Genomic DNA, 14904 nt, shown 5'->3' with positions numbered 1-14904 from the left:
GGCGCCGGGGGCGGGCGGCTCGGCGCCGTCCGCCCCCGGCGAATGGGGTCAGGGCAATTTGCTATTTATTTAATAGCATCATGCCCTAGATTTGATTGCGCTGGAGCCCATTTCGATGGGGATTTCTCCGGTGGCGGACGCCAGGCATGGGGCGGGCCGCCCGGCACCGTCTTGCAAACGGGGTGGATGCGTTCAGGCGATCCGGCGGCTGCAGAAAGCCGTCGGCGTGGCGCTGCCCGAGCGCGGTGCCCGTCTCTCAGCGCAGGGTCTGCTTGCCGGGCACCTGCGGGTAGGCCAGCTCGGCCACGGGCTCGCCGCGCAGCAGGTGGGATTCGACGATGCGGTCGATGCCCGCCTCGTCCACGCCGCCGTACCACGTGCCTTCCGGGAACACCTGCACCACCGGCGCGAGGTTGCAGGGCCCCAGGCAGCTGGTGCGGGCGCTCATCATGCCGTCGCCGGTGTTGCGCAAGTCCAGGCGCTTTTGCTCGTTGCGCAGGTGGCCCCAGACCAGCGCGGCGCCAGCGTGGTTGCAGGGGCCGCCCTGGCAGACGAGCACGCGGCGCTTTTGCGGCGGAATCACCGAACCGGCCGAAGGGGCCGCGGCGGGCGCGTCGATGGGGACCGTGGTGGATTGCAGCAGGCCGTGCACCAGCGCATCGACGGCCAGGGTGTCGCCGGGTGGCATGCACAGCGTCACGCCGGGCCGCCGCGGCGCCTGCGCATCGCGCATCCAGCGCTGCACCGCGCCGGTGATCCAGGTGCGAAAGCCCGGCTCCATCGGCAGGAGCAGCGGGACGATGGCGATTTCGTCCGCGACGTCCCCAGCGGCCAGGGCGTCCAGCGCTTCGCGCAGGCTCGGGCTGCCCTGTTCGCTGAAGGCAGGCACCACCGCCGCGAAGCGGCCCGCCATCGCGGACTGGGCGCGCTGGGCGAGTTCTTCCATCTCGCGAACGGCCGCGCCTGTGATGGAGGCCTTGGCCAGAAGAATGGCCGCGCGCCGTAGGGGAGGGCGGATCGGATCGCTGGGGTTCATGGGAAAGGGCTTTCGTCGGGGGTCGGGTCCATCGGGATCACATAGGGCAGCCCGCCATCGGTGCCGATGCGCGCACCGACGCCGAACAGCGCCTGCACGTTGGCGGGCGTGAGCACCTGCGCGGGCGCGCCGGCATCGAGCACGCGGCCGCCGCGCAGCATCAGCAGCCGGTCGCAAAAGCGCGCGGCCAGGGCCAGGTCGTGGATGGCGATGACGGCCCCGGCGCCGCGCTGGCGCGACAGCTCGCGCACGGTCTGCAGCGTGGCGAGCTGGTGGCGCAGGTCCAGGTCGCTGGTGGGCTCGTCCAGCAGCAGCAGGCGGCCTTGCTGGGCCCAGGCGCGGGCCATCAGCACGCGCTGGCGCTCGCCGCCACTGAGGTCGCTGAAGTGGCGCAGGGCCAGCGCCTCCAGTGCCAGGCGCTCGATCGCGGCCAGGCAGATGGCCTCGTCCTGCTGCGGCGAGCTGCGGCCCCGGTGCGGCAGCCGGCCCAGCCGCACCATGTCCAGCACCCGCAGCGACATGCCGGGGCCGGTGTGCTGGGGCACGTAGGCGACGGCACGGGCGATCTCCTGGCGCGTGCAGCCGGCCAGCGCACGGCCTTCGAGCTGCAGGTGGCCGCCGCTCAGCGGCCGCAGGCCGGCCAGGCACTTGAGCAGCGAACTCTTGCCCGACCCGTTGGGGCCGACCAGGCCCAGCACCTCGCCCGGCTGCAGCACCAGGTCGATGCCCTGCAGCACCTCGGGCGAGGCGCGCCCGCCGTAACGGCTGCGCAGGCCCTCGGCGCGCACCAGGGCAGGCGGCGCGGTGGCCGATGCGCCGCTCATGCCGACATCTCGTTGCACCGCGTGAGCAGCAGGTGCAGGAACAGCGGCACGCCCAGGAAGGCGACGACGATGCCGACCAGCACCACCACCGGCGCGAAGAGCAGGCGGCCCGCCATGTCGGCCAGCAGCACCAGCAACGCGCCCACCACGGCCGCGAAGGGCAGCAGCGCGCGGTGGTCGCCGCCGATCAGCAGGCGCGCGATGTGCGGCGCCACCAGCCCGACGAAGCCGATCACGCCGGTGAAGCTGACGATGGCCGCGCTGCACAGCACGGCGGCCAGTGTGATCGCGATGCGGGCCCGGGCGACGGGCACCCCCAGCGAGGCGGCCACATCGTCGCCGCCGGCGCTGAAGGCGTTGAGCGCGCCCGCATGGGCCAGCAGGACCGGCGCGCACACCAGGCAGATGCCGCCGGCCACCCCCACCTCGTTCCAGGAGCGGCCGTTGAGTGACCCGAAGGTCCAGTGCACGATGGCCGCGAGCTGCTGCTCGCTGGCGAAGAACTGGAGTGCCGCGGTGAGCGCGCCGAAGAGGTAGGTGAAGGCCACGCCGGCCAGCACCAGCACCATGGCATGCACGCCACGCAGCGAGGCCAAGCCCAGCACCCCGGCCGCGCACACCATGGCCGAGGCAAAGGCCAGCGCCACCGTCCACCAGGCGCCGGTGGCGGGCAGGGTGTTCCAGCCCAGCAGGATGGCGATGGACGCGCCGAACGCCGCGGCCGGTGAGATGCCCAGCGTGTAGGGGCTGACCAGCGGGTTGCGGGTGATGCCCTGCATGGCCACGCCGGCCATGGACAGCCCGGCCCCGCAGACCAGCGCCATGGCGGTGCGCGGCAGGCGCAGCTGCAGCAGCACGTTGCGCTGCGGTCCGTCGTGGGCCCAGGCCTCCAGGCCGGGCAGCAGCGACAGCAGCTGGCGCAGCACCGTGCCGACCGGCTGGGACTGCACGCCCAGGCTGAGCGAGGCCAGCACGGCCAGGCCGAGCGCGAACACCGCCAGGGCCGCGATGCGCCAGCGGCTGGCCCGCAGGCGGCCCACGGCGTGTTGCAGCGCCGCGATGGCGGGGGAGGTGGGGAAGGACGCGGGGGAGGCCGGTCCGGCACCGGTCGGGTTCATGCGCCGCCCTTCACGTGGTCCAGCGAACAGGCGTAGCCGCGCTGCGCCGGCACGCCCTGGAATGTTTGCAGCCAGGTGCCCATGACCGCCTCCGGGTCGATGCCGGCCATGCGCCCGGGGTGCAGCCACTGCGCGATCTGCAGGGCACCGGTGATCTTGGAGCAGCCCGATGCGAGGTAGTAGCTCAGGTGGTGGATCTGCCGGTGGCGCACGGCCGGCGTACCCTCCCAGCCCGGCCGCGCGGCCAGTTGGCCGAGCACGTCGGCCGAGAAGGCCCGCGGGTGCGGCAGGTACTGGCCGGGCTGCAGCTTGACGACGACCTCGGGCCGGCGGGCCGCCACCTCCTCGGGGTCCACCTCGAAGTTCTGCACGTTGCCGCGCGGGGACACGCCGCCGGGCAACCGGATGTCGCCGAACACGTTGGTGCCGCCGCCGGCCTCGATCATGTCGTGCCAGCCCGAGCCCTGCAGCACGGTCTTGTAGGGGCAGACCTCCTCGAAATACACGCGCCGGGGCGTGGCCCCCTGCAGGCGGTCCCCCAGCGTGTCGCGCCAGTGGCGGTAGAAGGCGTTGAGCCGCGCGGCCCCCTCGGTCCTGTGGAACAGCCGGCCCAGCAGCGCGACGTTCCACTCGTGCTTGAGCAGATCCCAGCCGGTGACCACGATGACCGGGATGCCGAAGGGCTTGAGCACCCGCTCGGCCTGTTTCCAGTCGCTGTTGCGCGGCATGAAGACGGCATCGGCCTGCATGCCGACGATGGCCTCGTAGTGGACGCTGGACTGCCCGCTGCCGGCGATCATGCCGGGGGTCACGCCCGGCCAGTAGTCAGGGTGCTTGCGGCCGTCGAAGTCCACGCCGACCACGGCCGGCATGGCCCCGATGGCGCGGATGAACTCCGTCGTGTAGCGGTTGAACACCACCACGCGCCGCAGGGGCAGCGAAACGGACACGCTGCGGCCCAGGTCGTCGGTGATGGCCGTGGCCTGCCTGGCCTGGTCCATCGCGCGGCCCGGCAGCCAGGCCGCGCCGGCGATGCCCGCCGCACCGGCCGCACCCCAGCCCCGCAGCAGGGCCCGCCGGCTGCCCGGGCCCTGCGGGACGGGGGCATCCGAACGCATCTCAGAACGCATGGGTGCCGGTCAGCCAGACGGTGCGGGGCCGGCCGAGAATCCACTGCACTTCCGAGCCCTGCGTGGCATAGCGCTTGTCGAAGAGGTTGTCCACCCGCAGGTCCAGCGTCACCCCCTGCATGGCCCGCCAGTTCACGCCGGCCTGGACCACGGTGTACGACGGCAGCGAGGCCGTGTTGGTGTTGTTCACGAAGCGCTGGCCCACGTACTGCAGGGCCGTGCGCGCGGTCCACTGGGGGGCGAAGTCCCAGAAGGCGCTCAGGTTGGCGCTGCGCCTGGGCACGGTCATCGGCACCTTGCCCGCCAGCTGCTGCGTGCCGCTGCCGACCTGGGCCCGGAAGTCGTCGAACTTCGGATCGAGCACCGTGCCGTTGACCTCCACCCGCCAGGCGCCCAGCCGGGCGGATGCCGAGGCCTCGATGCCGCGAGAGGACTGCTGGCCCACCTGTTCCTGGAGCGTGGGGTTGGCCAGGTTGGCAGTCAGCAGGTCCTTCTTGACGAGGTGGTAGGCCGCCAGCGTCCAGTCGAAGCGGCCGCCCCAGAGGCTTTGCTTGAGGCCGAATTCGATCTGCCGGCCCTGGGACAGGCCGAAGCCCTGCTGGTTGGCGCCGATGCTCGCCAGCGAGGTGACCGGATCCTGCGCCGTGGCGATCTGGCCGTACAGCGCCACCTCCGGCACCGGGTTGAAGACCACGCCCAGGCTGCCGCTGGTGCCGCTGACCTTGCCGCGGGTGGTGTTGCGCAGCTGGCGGTCTTCGCGTTCGGTGCGGTAGCTGTCGCCGCGCAGGCCGGCCACCACGGACCAGCGCTGGCTCAGCGTCAGGTGGTTTTCGAAGAAGACGCCGACGCGGTCGAGGTCCAGGTAGTACATGGGGATCGACTCGCCCCGCCACGCATCGCGGTAGAGGCCCGGCACCGGGTGCAGCGCATCGACGGTGGAGGTGCCGCCCCGGACGTTGTCGAAGCGGTCGTAGAAGCTGCGCTCGAGTTGGAGGCCGGCGAGGAACGCGTTCTTCATGCCGGCGATCCGGCCCTGGAACCTGGCGTAGGTGTTGACGCCCTCCTGCGTCTGCCGCGAGTAGGAAATGTCCCGGTAGCTGCTGCGGCGCACCGATGCGCTGGCGGGCAGGTAGGTGAACACGGTGGCGTCGCGGTAGCGGCGGTTGTGGGTCAGCCGGTAGAGGGTGTTGTGCACCGTGACATCGGCCGAGGGCTTCCACTCGGTGTCCAGCGTGGTCCACTGGTCCTGGAAAAACAGGTCGCTGTCGGCGATGTTGTAGTTCAGCGTCTCGGTGCCCGACACGGGCGCGCCATTGAACACCGGGGTGCCGAGGTAGTGCATGGGCTTTTGGCGGCCGTAGTCGGCAGCCAGGATGAAGTTCAGCTGGGGCGACAGGTCGTAGCGCAGCGAGGCCGACGCGGCGAGGGTGTCGGACGCTCCGCGGTCCACCCAGTTGTCCGCGCTGCGGTGGCTCAGGTCCAGCCGGTAGGACAGGCCGTTGTTGCCCATCGGGCCGGTGCTGCTGAAGGCCTCGTGCCGCGCGTTGTCGGAGCCCACGCCCAGGCCGATCTCGTGCGAGGCCTGCGCCGGGTCCGGCCGCTTGCTCACCACGTTGACCGCGCCGCCGATGGCACCGGCGCCGTACAGCACCGAGGCCGGGCCGTACAGGGCCTCGATGCGCTCGACGTTCCAAGGATCGAAGGGGAAGCTCACCACGCCGCCGGCGTTGGAGAGTTCCAGGCCGTTGTAGAGCTGCTTGACGGAGTTGACGCCAGTGAAGCCGCGGGCGCTGAGCACATTGCCGCCGTTGCCCGGGCTGTTGGCCGAACTCATGCCGGGCGCGAGCGTCTTGGCGTCGATGACCGACGTGGTGCCCAGGGCGCGGATCAGCTCGCCGGGCACGATGGCCACGCTGGCGGGCGTCTCGAACGGCGTGAGTTCCAGGCGGCTGCCGGCGGTGGAGGGCAGCACCAGCGGCGTGGCGACGCCGCGGTCTTCGGTGACGGTGACCGGGGCCAGGGTGGCGGGGGCCGCGCTGCCCTCGGTCTGGGCATGGGCGCAAAAGCCGGGATAGGCGGCCGCGAGGGCGAACGGGAGCGCAGCGGCGCGCGCACGAAGGACGGGCTTCATGGGAAGGGAGGGGCGATCAAAAAGCAACCCTGGCCGGCATCCCCGCCGGCGTCTGGGCGATACGAATGCGCCACCCGTTCATGCATTCATTCATGTATGCAGGCGGCGCACTCACCTCGTTGGCCGGTATCCGGGCTGACGGCGCTGCATTCCTCGCCTTCCCAGCGCTTGTTCAAGGCGTCCAGTGGCTGTGTGGAGGGATGCTGAAGGCACCTCGGCGGGAATGGCCGGTGTGCATTCGTCCGTTTGACCGTTGCGGGGGCAGCGCAGGCGGGACGGGTCGGCAGGCCGGCGCTGCGCATCGGCGGCCGGTTGCCGGAGTGTCCTCCTGCTTCCCGTTGAACTGCGGCATGTGAACCACGCCGCGAGCACCAACGGCGCGATTGTAGAGGGGGGTGCGCGGCGGAATCCGGAAAGTCCGCAATGCGTTCCGGACGGGCCCCAAGGCGGGGCGGGGCACGGATAATCGACGGCTTTGCCCGCAGGATCGCACCGTGAACTCCCCCGTCTTCGCCTCCATGATCCCGGTGATCCTGTTCATCGCCATCGGCTTTCTCGCGGGGCGGCTGGGCTGGGTGCGGGCCTCGGCGGTCAAGGACCTGTCCAACCTGGTGTTCCTGGTGCTCACGCCCGCGCTGCTGTTTCGCACCATGGGCACGTCGCGCGTGCAGGACTTGAACTTCGAGCCGGTGGGCCTGTACTTTCTTGCGGCCGGGCTGGTGTTCGTGGTATCGCTGGCGGTCATGGGGTTTTCCACCCGCTCGGCCGCGTTCGGGCTGGCCAGCATGTTCAGCAACACCATCATGATCGGCGTGCCGCTGGTCGGGCTGGTCTACGGCCAGGAAGGGCTGGTGACGCTGTTCACGCTGATCTCGCTGCACGCGCTCATCCTGCTCACGGCGGCCACGGTGGTGTTCGAGCTGGCGCAGGCGCATGAAAGCCAGCGCGACGGCCGCAGCCCGCCGCGCCCCATGCTGCACACGGTGCTGCAGGCCGTTCGCAACGGCATCCTGCACCCGGTTCCGCTGCCCATCCTGGCCGGTCTGCTGTTCGCGCAGACCGGGCTGCGCCTGCCCGACGTGGTGGACAAGCCGCTGCAACTGCTGGGCATGGCGCTCGGTCCCATGGCGCTGCTGCTGGTGGGCGTGACCCTGGCGTTCAGCAAGGTGGGCCACCACGCGCGCGACGCGCTGCGCATTTCACTGGTCAAGAACGTGGCGCACCCCATGCTGCTGCTGGCGCTGGCCTGGGCCTTCGGCCTGGGCGGCACCTCGACGGCGGTGATGTTCCTGGCGGCGTCGCTGCCGGTGGGGGCCAACGTGTTCCTGTTCACGCAGCGCTACGACACCATGCAGGACGAGGTGACGGCCAGCATCGCCGTGTCCACGGCGCTGGCGCTGGTGACGGTGCCGCTCATGCTGATCGTCGCGCAGCGGTTCTTTCACTGACCCTGCGCATCGCGCGGGCGTGCGGCGCTGGCGGCTGGCTAGAAGGCTTCAGGGCGCCAGCCGTTCGCGCACCCACTGGCCGCCATCGTCCCGGTAGCGCAGCCGGTCGTGCAGGCGGCTCTTGCGGCCCTGCCAGAACTCCCATTGTTCGGGCTTGAGGCGGTAGCCGCCCCAGTGCGGCGGGCGCGGTGGGCTGAGCAGGAACTGCGCGCCGTACCTGGCCGCGTTGGCCACCAGCACGCCGCGCCCCGCGATCACCTCGCTCTGCGGGCTGGCCCAGGCGCCGATGCGCGAATCCAGCGGGCGGCTCTTGAAGTAGGCATCGCTCTCGGCGTCGTCCACCTTCTCCACCGTGCCTTCGATGCGCACCACCCGTTCCAGCTCCACCCAATGGAACTGGAGCGCCGCGAACGGGTTGCCGGCCAGTTGTCGGCCCTTGCGGCTGTCGTAGTTGGTGAACCAGACGATGCCCCGCTCGTCGTAGCCCTTGACCAGCACGATGCGCGTGCTGGGCCGAAGATCGGCCCCCACGGTGGCCAGCGTCATGGCATTGGGCTCGGGGACCTGGGCGACCAGGGCCTGCTGCAGCCACTGGTCGAACTGGGCCAACGGGTCGGCCAGGGAGGCGTCTTCGCTCAGTTCCGCGCGCTCGTAGCTCTTGCGCAGGTCGGCGATGGAGGAGGAAAGGGGGCTGCTGCTCATCGGGCGATTGTGCCCCGGCGCGTGCCGCAGGTCAGCGTTCGTGGGCGGATGTCAGCGCCAGCAGCTTGCCCAGCGCCCGGTCGTCGATGCCCAGGCGGCGCAGTTCGTCGTAGGTGGCCTGGGCGTAGTCGCGCGTGGTGCCGTAGATGCCGCTGGCCTGCTCGAAGATGCGGCGGTATTCGTCGTCCGGCAGCACCCCGGCGTGGCTCGGGCTGCGGCGCGACAGTGTGAAGGCGAGGGCGCGCACCGTGCCCTGCGGCGTCTGGCAAGGCAGCCAGCGCGGGTCGTACACCGCAAGCGCCATCTCCCGCTGCCACAGGTTGACGAGGGTCTGGCGGGCCTGCGCGCCGGCCACGCGGAACACCATGCCTCGGCAACTGCCGCCCGAGAGCATGCCGAACACCAGGCCGGGCTGCTCGGGCGTGCCGCGGTTGATGCGGCTCCACATCTTGAGGGCCCGGTGCCAGCCGTGCACTCGGGCGGGACGCCGCTCGGCGAACTCGAAATCGGGCCGCCAGATCAGCGAACCATAGCCGAAGATCCACAGATCGTCCTGGCCGCCCCATTCGTCCAGGGTGCGCTGGAGCAGTGGGGCGGGGTCGCGCAAGGGGGCGGGCAGCGGCGTCATGACTCTACAATCGCGGGTTGTCTTCAGCCCCCATTATTTACTTTACGGAGTTCTTCCCATGGCCTTCAGCAGTGCCGATGACGACAGCCAGCAACGTTTTGCCCTCGGGTTCCTGTTCGCGTTGATTGCCCTGGTGGTGTCCTCGGTGGTGGGCGTGACGGTGTACAAGCAGCGCAGCCTGGCGCGCGCGCCGGTGGTCGAGCCCGCCGCAGTGGTGGTCGCGCCCGCCGGCACGCTGGTGGTGGCCGAGGACGAAGTGGCCCGCGTGGTGGTGGACGGCGGCGTGGTCCGCTTCTACTTCGCCACGGGCCGTGCCGACCTGGCCCCCGGTGCCGCACCGGCCCTGGCCGACGTATCGCGTGCCGTGGCCGAAGGCCGCTCGGTGGTGGTCTCCGGTTTCCACGATGCCACGGGCGACGCCGCCGCCAACGCGCAACTGGCCAAGGACCGCGCCTTTGCCGTGCGCGATGCGCTCAAGACGGCCGGCGTGCCCGAAGACAAGATCGACCTGCGCAAGCCCGCCGTCACGCAGGCCGGCGGCAGCAACGCCGAAGCCCGCCGCGTCGAGGTCACGCTGGCGCCGCTTTGATCCGGGCGTGAGGGGGTGGCCGCCGGCCGCATCCTCCGATCCCTCGACAGCAAGCCCGGTCCGCCGGGCTTTTTCTTTGGCGCCGCGTTCCCGAAAGGGGCCTCAATGCAGCCACTGCACGATCTGCTGCGGGGTGAGGTTGCTGCCGCACAGCACGGTCGCCAGCTTCTGCGAGCGCAGCGCGGGATGTTCCATCACGGCGGCCACGCCGACGATGCCGGCGGGCTCCACCATCAAGCCGGCCGTCTGGAACACCAGCTGCATCGCGCGCCGGATGGCCGCATCGCTCACCAGCAGCACGTCGTCCACCAGGCCCTGCATGTCGTCCAGCGCCTGCGGCACGGGGCGCCGGACCGCGATGCCATTGGCGATGGTCTGCGTGGCGGGCCGCTCGATCAGCCGGCGCGCCTTCCAGGAGGCGGCCGTGGCATCCGCGCCTTCCGCGCAAACGCCGATCACCCGCGTGGCCGGCGCATGGGCTTTCGTCCACAGGCCCATGCCGTTGAGCAGGGCGCCATTGCCCAGCGGCACCAGCAGGGCATCGAAGGCATCGCGCGCCAGCAGTTCGCGGGCGATGGTGCCGGCGCCTTCGCTGATTTGGGTCTCCAGCCCATCCTCGACCAGCAGCGCGCCGGACGACGCGCAAAAGCGCCGGGCCTCTTCCTTGGCGGTGTCGAAGTCGTCGCTGTGCAGGCGCACCTCGGTGCCCATCGCGCGCATGCGCTCGACCTTGAAGGCATTGGCCGTGGTGGCGGTATAGACCACCAGCGGCCAGCCGCGGGCGCGGCACACATAGGCCATGGCCTGCCCCCAGTTGCCGGCCGTGGCGCAGACCAGGGGCCGGCCGGCCAGCGCCGCCGCGTTGTCCTTGAGGAAGAAGTCGGCGCCGCGCCCCTTGAACGAGCGCAGCGGGTTCAGCGTTTCGACCTTGAGCGTCAGGGCTGCGCCCAGCGCCTGGCTGAGCGGCTCGCATTCGTACTGCGGGCTGTGGAGAAACACGGGGTCGATGAGGGAGGCCGCGCGCTCGATGTTGCGCAGCGACAGGCGGTGGGGGGTGTCGATAATGGTCATGCCCAAAGTATGCAAACCGGGGCGGTGGGGCGGGCCGCGATTGCGCCCCCGCCAGCGCCGCCTTGCCGCATTGTGGGCGCCTTCCACGCGGCCTTCGTGCAACCCTCCGACGCCATGCCCCTCGACGCCTTCGACCGCCAGATCCTCGACCTCTACCAGCGGGACACCCGCGTGCCCAGCGAGCAGATCGGCGCGCGCGTCGGCCTGTCCGCCGCCGCGGTGCAACGGCGGTTGAAGCGCCTGCGGCAGGCGGGCGTGATCCAGGCCGAAACCGCCCAGCTCGATTGCACCCGGCTGGGCCTGGGCATCACGGCCATCGTGCAGGTCGACCTGATCGACGAGTCGGCACGCGCCACGCAGGCCTTCCGCGAGACCGTGGGGCAGCGCGACGAGGTGCAGCAGTGCTACGGCGTGGCCGGCAGCGTCGACTATGTGCTGATCGTCATCGTGCCCGACCTGGCGGCCTACGAGGCCTTCTGCAAGGCGTGCCTGCTGCACGACCCCAACGTGCGCAGCTTCACCACGCAGATCGTTCTGGATGCGCACCAACGCGGCGCACCGCTGGCCATCCCCCCGGCGGATAGGTGATCAGGTGCTGCCGCGCACGACGAGTTCGTAGCCCAGCTCGACGCACCCCGGCCCGGTGGGCGCGCCGCGCATCAGCCCGAGCAGCATCGCCGCGCCGGCGCGCCCGACCTCGGCGCGCGGCGTGCGCACGGTGGTGAGCGGCGGCACCATCTGGTCGCTGCCCTCCAGGTCGTTGAACCCGGCCACCGCGATCCGCCCTGGCACCGCCACCCCCAGCCGGTTGGCCGCCAGCAGCCCGCCCTGGGCGATGTCGTCGTTGCAAAAGAAGATGGCATCCACACCGGGCATGCGGCGCACTACCTCTTCGAACAGCCGCGCGCCCAGTGCGACCGACGAGCGCTCCGGGCTGAGCACCTCCAGCGCCGGGTCGTACAGGCCCGCCTCGCGCAGGCAGCGGCGGTAGCCCTCGGCGCGCTGCAGCGTGCGCGGGTCCAGTTGGGCGGCGCAGAAGGCGATGCGGCGACGGCCCCGGTCCAGCAGGTGGCGGGTGATGGCCGCGCCCGCATCGGTCTGCGAAAAGCCCACGCACGCGACGTCCGGCGCCGTGCTGGTCTCCATCAGGTGCACGCAGGGCACGCCGCTGCGGGCGATGAGCTGGCGGGCTGTTTCGCTGCGGTCGAACCCGGTGACCAGCAGGCCGGCTGGCCGGTGGGGCAGGTAGGTGCGCAGCAGCAGCTCTTCTTCGGTGGTGTCGTAATGGGTCACGCCGATGAGCGGGTGAAAGCCCTCGGGGAACAGCGTCCGGTGCACCGCCTCCAGCAAATCGACGAAGAGCGTGTTGGACAGCATCGGCACCAGCACCAGCACCTGGGTGCTGCGCTGGGAGGCGAGGGCGCGCGCCGCCGGATCGGGCACGTAGCCCAGGCGGTCGGCCGAGGCGCGCACGCGCTCGGCGAGTTGCGCGTCCACGCTGCGTTCGCCGCGCAGCACGCGCGAGACGGTGATCGGGCTCACGGCGGCATCGCGCGCCACGTCGTCGAGCGTGATGCGGCCGCTGGAGCGGCGGGGGCGGCGGGTGGCGTCGGTCAAGGGTTAATCCGGAGCAGTCTGGGTGGCATTGTTTCCTAAGATAGCGCTATCTTTCACAGGGTAAACAAGCATGCGGCGACCGATGGCGCTGTAGCGTGCGGCAAACCCGGCCCAGCCACCCGCGGTGCGGCTCCATGCCCCACCGCATTTCTTCGAATTCAATGGATAGCGCTATCTCAATGTTTCGCCCCCAGGCCATCGTCGTGATGGGCGTGTCGGGCTGCGGCAAGTCCTGCGTCGGCGAGTCCTGCGCGCAGGCCCTGGGCTGGACGCTGCACGAAGGCGACGCCTACCATGCCCCCGAGAGCATCGCCAAGATGCGGGCCGGCACGCCGCTGACCGATGCCGACCGCGCCGGCTGGCTCGGCCGTCTGGCCCTGTTGCTGGACTCCAGCGAAGGCGGGCAGGGCGTGGTGCTGACCTGCTCCGCGCTGCGCCGCAAATACCGCGACCGCCTGCGCGAGGCGCACCCGGCGCTCGGCTTCGTCTTCCTGAAGCTGGGCTATGACGAAGCGCTGGTGCGCGTGCAGTCTCGGCCTGGCCACTTCTTTTCGCCCGCACTGGTGGCCGACCAGTTCGCCACGCTGGAATCGCCCGAGGGCGAGCCCGGCGTGCTGACGCTCGATGCCACCCAGCCCATCGCCACGCTGGTGCAGGACGCCGTGGCCTGGGTGCGCGGCCCCCAGGGTTTCGCCCCTGAAAAAACAGGCCGCGGCCCAGCGGCAGGAGACAACGCATGAGCATTCCGCAGCCGCCGACGAGGGATCTGGCCGCCCCGTCCGCACCATCTTCTTCCCCGCACGCGCCACCCCGCCGCAAGCCGGCGCTGCAGCGGCTGGCCGAGCTGTTCATGGTGCTGGCGCTCGCCGGCATGGTGGTGGCGGTGTTCGTCAACGTGGTGCTGCGCTATGTGTTCCACACCAGCATCGTGTCGTACGAAGAGGTTTCGCGCCTGCTGTTCGTGTGGCTGGTGGCGGTGGGCTCCATCGTCGCGGCCTTCGAAGGCAAGCACCTGGGCTTCGACATGCTCACCTCGCGCGTGAAGGGCGGGGCGCGCAAGGGCCTGTTCTGGGTGAGCCAGTTGCTCGTGGCGGTGTGCATGGTGCTGCTGCTGAAGGGCTCCTGGGAGCAGGTGGCGGCCGGCATGAGCAGCTACAGCACGGTGCTCGGCTACCCGCTGGCGCTGGCCGCAGCCGCCACGCTGGTGCTGGCGGCCGGCCTGCTGGTGGCCCTGGTGTTCGACCTGCTGCGCGGCGAGCCGCCCACGCCGGCCGGCCCGGCGGGCGACATCGAATAAGGGGCCGGACATGATCGTGACCGCGATTTTTCTGCTGGTGCTCATCGGCGGCATGGTGATCGGTATGCCGATCGCCCACGCGCTGGTGCTGACGGGCGTGGCCCTGATGTGGCACCTGGACTTCTTCGACTCGCAGCTGCTCGCGCAGAACCTGCAGGCCGGCTTCGACAACTTTCCGCTGCTGGCGGTGCCCTTCTTCATCCTGGCGGGCGAGCTGATGAATGCGGGCGGGCTGTCGCGCCGCATCATCGACCTGGCGCGCGCCTTCGTGGGGCACATCCGCGGGGGCCTGGGTTTCGTGGCCATCGGCGCCGCGGTGCTGCTGGCCTCCATGAGCGGCTCGGCCATCGCCGACACCGCGGCCCTGGCCACCATCCTGCTGCCCATGATGCGCCAGCAGAACTACCCGCCCAGCTACAGCGCGGGCCTGCTGGCATCGGGCGGCATCATCGCGCCGATCATTCCGCCGTCGATGCCGTTCGTGATCTACGGGGTGACGACCAACACCTCCATCAGCAAGCTGTTCCTGGCCGGCGTGTTTCCCGGCCTTATGATGGGTATCTTCCTGATCCTGGCCTGGTGGTGGATCGCCCGCAAGCACCAGCTGCCGTCCATGGAGCGCGTGGAATGGGGTGCGCGCATGAAGGCGCTGGTCAACAGCTTCTGGGCCATGATGATGCCGGTCATCATCCTGGGCGGGCTCAAGGGCGGCATCTTCACGCCGACCGAAGCCGCCGTGGTGGCCGCGGTCTACGCCCTGTTCGTGTCGATGTTCGTGTACCGCGAACTCACCTGGGCCCAGTTGTACGAGGTGTTCCTGGCCGCGGGCAAGACCACCGCCGTGGTGATGTTCCTGTGCGGCGCGGCCACCGTCACGGCTTACATGATCACCCTGGCCGACCTGCCCGCCATGCTGGCGGACAGCTTCTCCGGCGTGATGGGCAATCCCATCGTGTTCATGGCGCTGATGATGCTGTTCCTGCTCGTCGTGGGCACGGCCATGGACCTGACGCCCACCATCCTGATCTTCGGGCCGGTGTGCCTGCCGCTGGCGGTGAAGGCCGGCATCGATCCGGTGTACTTCGGCTTCATGTTCATCTATGTGGGATCGCTCGGCCTCATCACGCCGCCCGTCGGCACGGTGCAGAACGTGGTGGCGGGGGTGGGCGGTCTGCGCATGGAGACAGTCATCAAGGGCACCACGCCGTTCCTGCTGATGTACGTGGTGCTGCTGGTGCTGGTCGTGCTGTTCCCGGTGCTCATCACCGGCCCGCTGCGCTGGCTGCATTGAGCCGCCGCCGGCCCCGATTTCC

General features: G+C 70.5%; 15 protein-coding genes and 1 riboswitch. Of the genes, 6 read left to right on the top strand and 9 right to left on the bottom strand.

All coding sequences use genetic code 11. The annotated features are described in order from the left end of the window. Window positions 1–256: 256 nt before the first annotated feature. Genes M5C96_RS13560 through M5C96_RS13540 form a run of 5 tightly spaced genes read right to left on the bottom strand, consistent with a single transcriptional unit; the run spans window position 257 to window position 6239 of the window. On the bottom strand, window positions 257–1036 hold the full coding sequence (locus M5C96_RS13560) for a (2Fe-2S) ferredoxin domain-containing protein (RefSeq protein WP_272563706.1): 780 nt from the start codon (window positions 1034–1036) through the stop codon (window positions 257–259). Then, the gene (locus M5C96_RS13555) at window positions 1033–1860 is read right to left on the bottom strand and encodes an ABC transporter ATP-binding protein (RefSeq protein WP_272563705.1); all 828 of its coding nucleotides are present in this window, start codon (window positions 1858–1860) and stop codon (window positions 1033–1035) included. The genes M5C96_RS13560 and M5C96_RS13555 overlap by 4 nt, the downstream gene beginning before the upstream one ends. Then, window positions 1857–2978 (bottom strand): FecCD family ABC transporter permease, encoded by a 1122-nt coding sequence (locus tag M5C96_RS13550; RefSeq protein ID WP_272563704.1) that lies wholly within the window; start codon window positions 2976–2978, stop codon window positions 1857–1859. Before M5C96_RS13550 ends, M5C96_RS13555 begins: the two co-directional genes overlap by 4 nt. Continuing rightward, complete coding sequence (locus M5C96_RS13545; RefSeq protein ID WP_272563703.1) at window positions 2975–4108, bottom strand: ABC transporter substrate-binding protein; 1134 nt, start codon at window positions 4106–4108, stop codon at window positions 2975–2977. The genes M5C96_RS13550 and M5C96_RS13545 overlap by 4 nt, the downstream gene beginning before the upstream one ends. After that, window positions 4098–6239 carry a TonB-dependent receptor gene (locus M5C96_RS13540; protein WP_272563702.1) on the bottom strand — a complete coding sequence of 714 codons (2142 nt, stop codon included), beginning with the start codon at window positions 6237–6239 and terminating at the stop codon, window positions 4098–4100. Before M5C96_RS13540 ends, M5C96_RS13545 begins: the two co-directional genes overlap by 11 nt. A gap of 104 nt (window positions 6240–6343) precedes the next feature. Beyond that, window positions 6344–6630: riboswitch (cobalamin riboswitch) on the bottom strand. A 103-nt stretch (window positions 6631–6733) separates the two neighbouring features. On the opposite strand from M5C96_RS13540, the gene M5C96_RS13535 reads away from it, so the two are divergent. After that, entirely contained in the window at window positions 6734–7687 is a 954-nt protein-coding gene (locus M5C96_RS13535) for an AEC family transporter (RefSeq protein ID WP_272563701.1), read from the top strand. A 48-nt stretch (window positions 7688–7735) separates the two neighbouring features. Here M5C96_RS13535 and pdxH read toward each other — a convergent pair whose 3' ends face one another. After that, window positions 7736–8389, bottom strand: a complete 654-nt coding sequence (gene pdxH, locus M5C96_RS13530) for a pyridoxamine 5'-phosphate oxidase (RefSeq protein WP_272563700.1) — start codon at window positions 8387–8389, stop codon at window positions 7736–7738. Between the two features lie 31 nt (window positions 8390–8420). After that, window positions 8421–9017: a gamma-glutamylcyclotransferase gene (locus tag M5C96_RS13525; protein ID WP_272563699.1), complete on the bottom strand. Its 597-nt coding sequence runs from the start codon at window positions 9015–9017 to the stop codon at window positions 8421–8423. Window positions 9018–9075: 58 nt separating this feature from the next. Between M5C96_RS13525 and M5C96_RS13520 the strand changes: the two genes are divergently transcribed. Continuing rightward, window positions 9076–9606, top strand: coding sequence for an OmpA family protein (locus tag M5C96_RS13520; RefSeq protein ID WP_272563698.1), 531 nt, complete (start codon window positions 9076–9078; stop codon window positions 9604–9606). A 102-nt stretch (window positions 9607–9708) separates the two neighbouring features. Here the strand turns inward: M5C96_RS13520 and M5C96_RS13515 are convergent, their stop codons facing one another. Then, window positions 9709–10677, bottom strand: a complete 969-nt coding sequence (locus M5C96_RS13515; protein WP_272563697.1) for a threonine ammonia-lyase — start codon at window positions 10675–10677, stop codon at window positions 9709–9711. A 114-nt stretch (window positions 10678–10791) separates the two neighbouring features. Between M5C96_RS13515 and M5C96_RS13510 the strand changes: the two genes are divergently transcribed. Next, entirely contained in the window at window positions 10792–11265 is a 474-nt protein-coding gene (locus M5C96_RS13510; RefSeq protein WP_272563696.1) for an Lrp/AsnC family transcriptional regulator, read from the top strand. On the opposite strand, the gene M5C96_RS13505 is transcribed toward M5C96_RS13510, so the two are convergent. After that, on the bottom strand, window positions 11266–12294 hold the full coding sequence (locus tag M5C96_RS13505) for a LacI family DNA-binding transcriptional regulator (protein ID WP_272563695.1): 1029 nt from the start codon (window positions 12292–12294) through the stop codon (window positions 11266–11268). A gap of 161 nt (window positions 12295–12455) precedes the next feature. Here M5C96_RS13505 and M5C96_RS13500 point away from each other — a divergent pair, with 161 nt between their 5' ends. From M5C96_RS13500 to M5C96_RS13490, 3 genes are read left to right on the top strand one after another with little or no spacing between them, the layout of a single operon-like run. Further along, the gene (locus tag M5C96_RS13500) at window positions 12456–13034 is read left to right on the top strand and encodes a gluconokinase (protein ID WP_442867309.1); all 579 of its coding nucleotides are present in this window, start codon (window positions 12456–12458) and stop codon (window positions 13032–13034) included. Next, window positions 13031–13591, top strand: a complete 561-nt coding sequence (locus M5C96_RS13495) for a TRAP transporter small permease (RefSeq protein WP_442867308.1) — start codon at window positions 13031–13033, stop codon at window positions 13589–13591. The genes M5C96_RS13500 and M5C96_RS13495 overlap by 4 nt, the downstream gene beginning before the upstream one ends. A 10-nt stretch (window positions 13592–13601) precedes the next feature. Then, window positions 13602–14882 carry a TRAP transporter large permease gene (locus tag M5C96_RS13490; protein ID WP_272563693.1) on the top strand — a complete coding sequence of 427 codons (1281 nt, stop codon included), beginning with the start codon at window positions 13602–13604 and terminating at the stop codon, window positions 14880–14882. Window positions 14883–14904 lie beyond the last annotated feature (22 nt).

The sequence above is a fragment of the Acidovorax sp. GBBC 1281 genome (genome assembly GCF_028473645.1).
In the GTDB taxonomy this organism is placed as follows: Bacteria; Pseudomonadota; Gammaproteobacteria; order Burkholderiales; family Burkholderiaceae_C; genus Paracidovorax.
The sequence above is the reverse complement of the archived record's forward strand: the minus strand, read 5'-3'. Positions and strand labels throughout refer to the sequence as shown.

What these genes read in the sequence shown, in the direction of transcription:
- M5C96_RS13560 (WP_272563706.1), bottom strand. Translation starts at nt 1,036, where the DNA reads ATGAACCCCAGCGATCCGATCCGCCCTCCCCTACGGCGCGCGGCCATT.
- M5C96_RS13555 (WP_272563705.1), bottom strand. Translation starts at nt 1,860, where the DNA reads ATGAGCGGCGCATCGGCCACCGCGCCGCCTGCCCTGGTGCGCGCCGAG.
- M5C96_RS13550 (WP_272563704.1), bottom strand. Translation starts at nt 2,978, where the DNA reads ATGAACCCGACCGGTGCCGGACCGGCCTCCCCCGCGTCCTTCCCCACC.
- M5C96_RS13545 (WP_272563703.1), bottom strand. Translation starts at nt 4,108, where the DNA reads ATGCGTTCTGAGATGCGTTCGGATGCCCCCGTCCCGCAGGGCCCGGGC.
- M5C96_RS13540 (WP_272563702.1), bottom strand. Translation starts at nt 6,239, where the DNA reads ATGAAGCCCGTCCTTCGTGCGCGCGCCGCTGCGCTCCCGTTCGCCCTC.
- pdxH (WP_272563700.1), bottom strand. Translation starts at nt 8,389, where the DNA reads ATGAGCAGCAGCCCCCTTTCCTCCTCCATCGCCGACCTGCGCAAGAGC.
- M5C96_RS13525 (WP_272563699.1), bottom strand. Translation starts at nt 9,017, where the DNA reads ATGACGCCGCTGCCCGCCCCCTTGCGCGACCCCGCCCCACTGCTCCAG.
- M5C96_RS13520 (WP_272563698.1), top strand. Translation starts at nt 9,076, where the DNA reads ATGGCCTTCAGCAGTGCCGATGACGACAGCCAGCAACGTTTTGCCCTC.
- M5C96_RS13515 (WP_272563697.1), bottom strand. Translation starts at nt 10,677, where the DNA reads ATGACCATTATCGACACCCCCCACCGCCTGTCGCTGCGCAACATCGAG.
- M5C96_RS13510 (WP_272563696.1), top strand. Translation starts at nt 10,792, where the DNA reads ATGCCCCTCGACGCCTTCGACCGCCAGATCCTCGACCTCTACCAGCGG.
- M5C96_RS13500 (WP_442867309.1), top strand. Translation starts at nt 12,456, where the DNA reads ATGGATAGCGCTATCTCAATGTTTCGCCCCCAGGCCATCGTCGTGATG.
- M5C96_RS13495 (WP_442867308.1), top strand. Translation starts at nt 13,031, where the DNA reads ATGAGCATTCCGCAGCCGCCGACGAGGGATCTGGCCGCCCCGTCCGCA.
- M5C96_RS13490 (WP_272563693.1), top strand. Translation starts at nt 13,602, where the DNA reads ATGATCGTGACCGCGATTTTTCTGCTGGTGCTCATCGGCGGCATGGTG.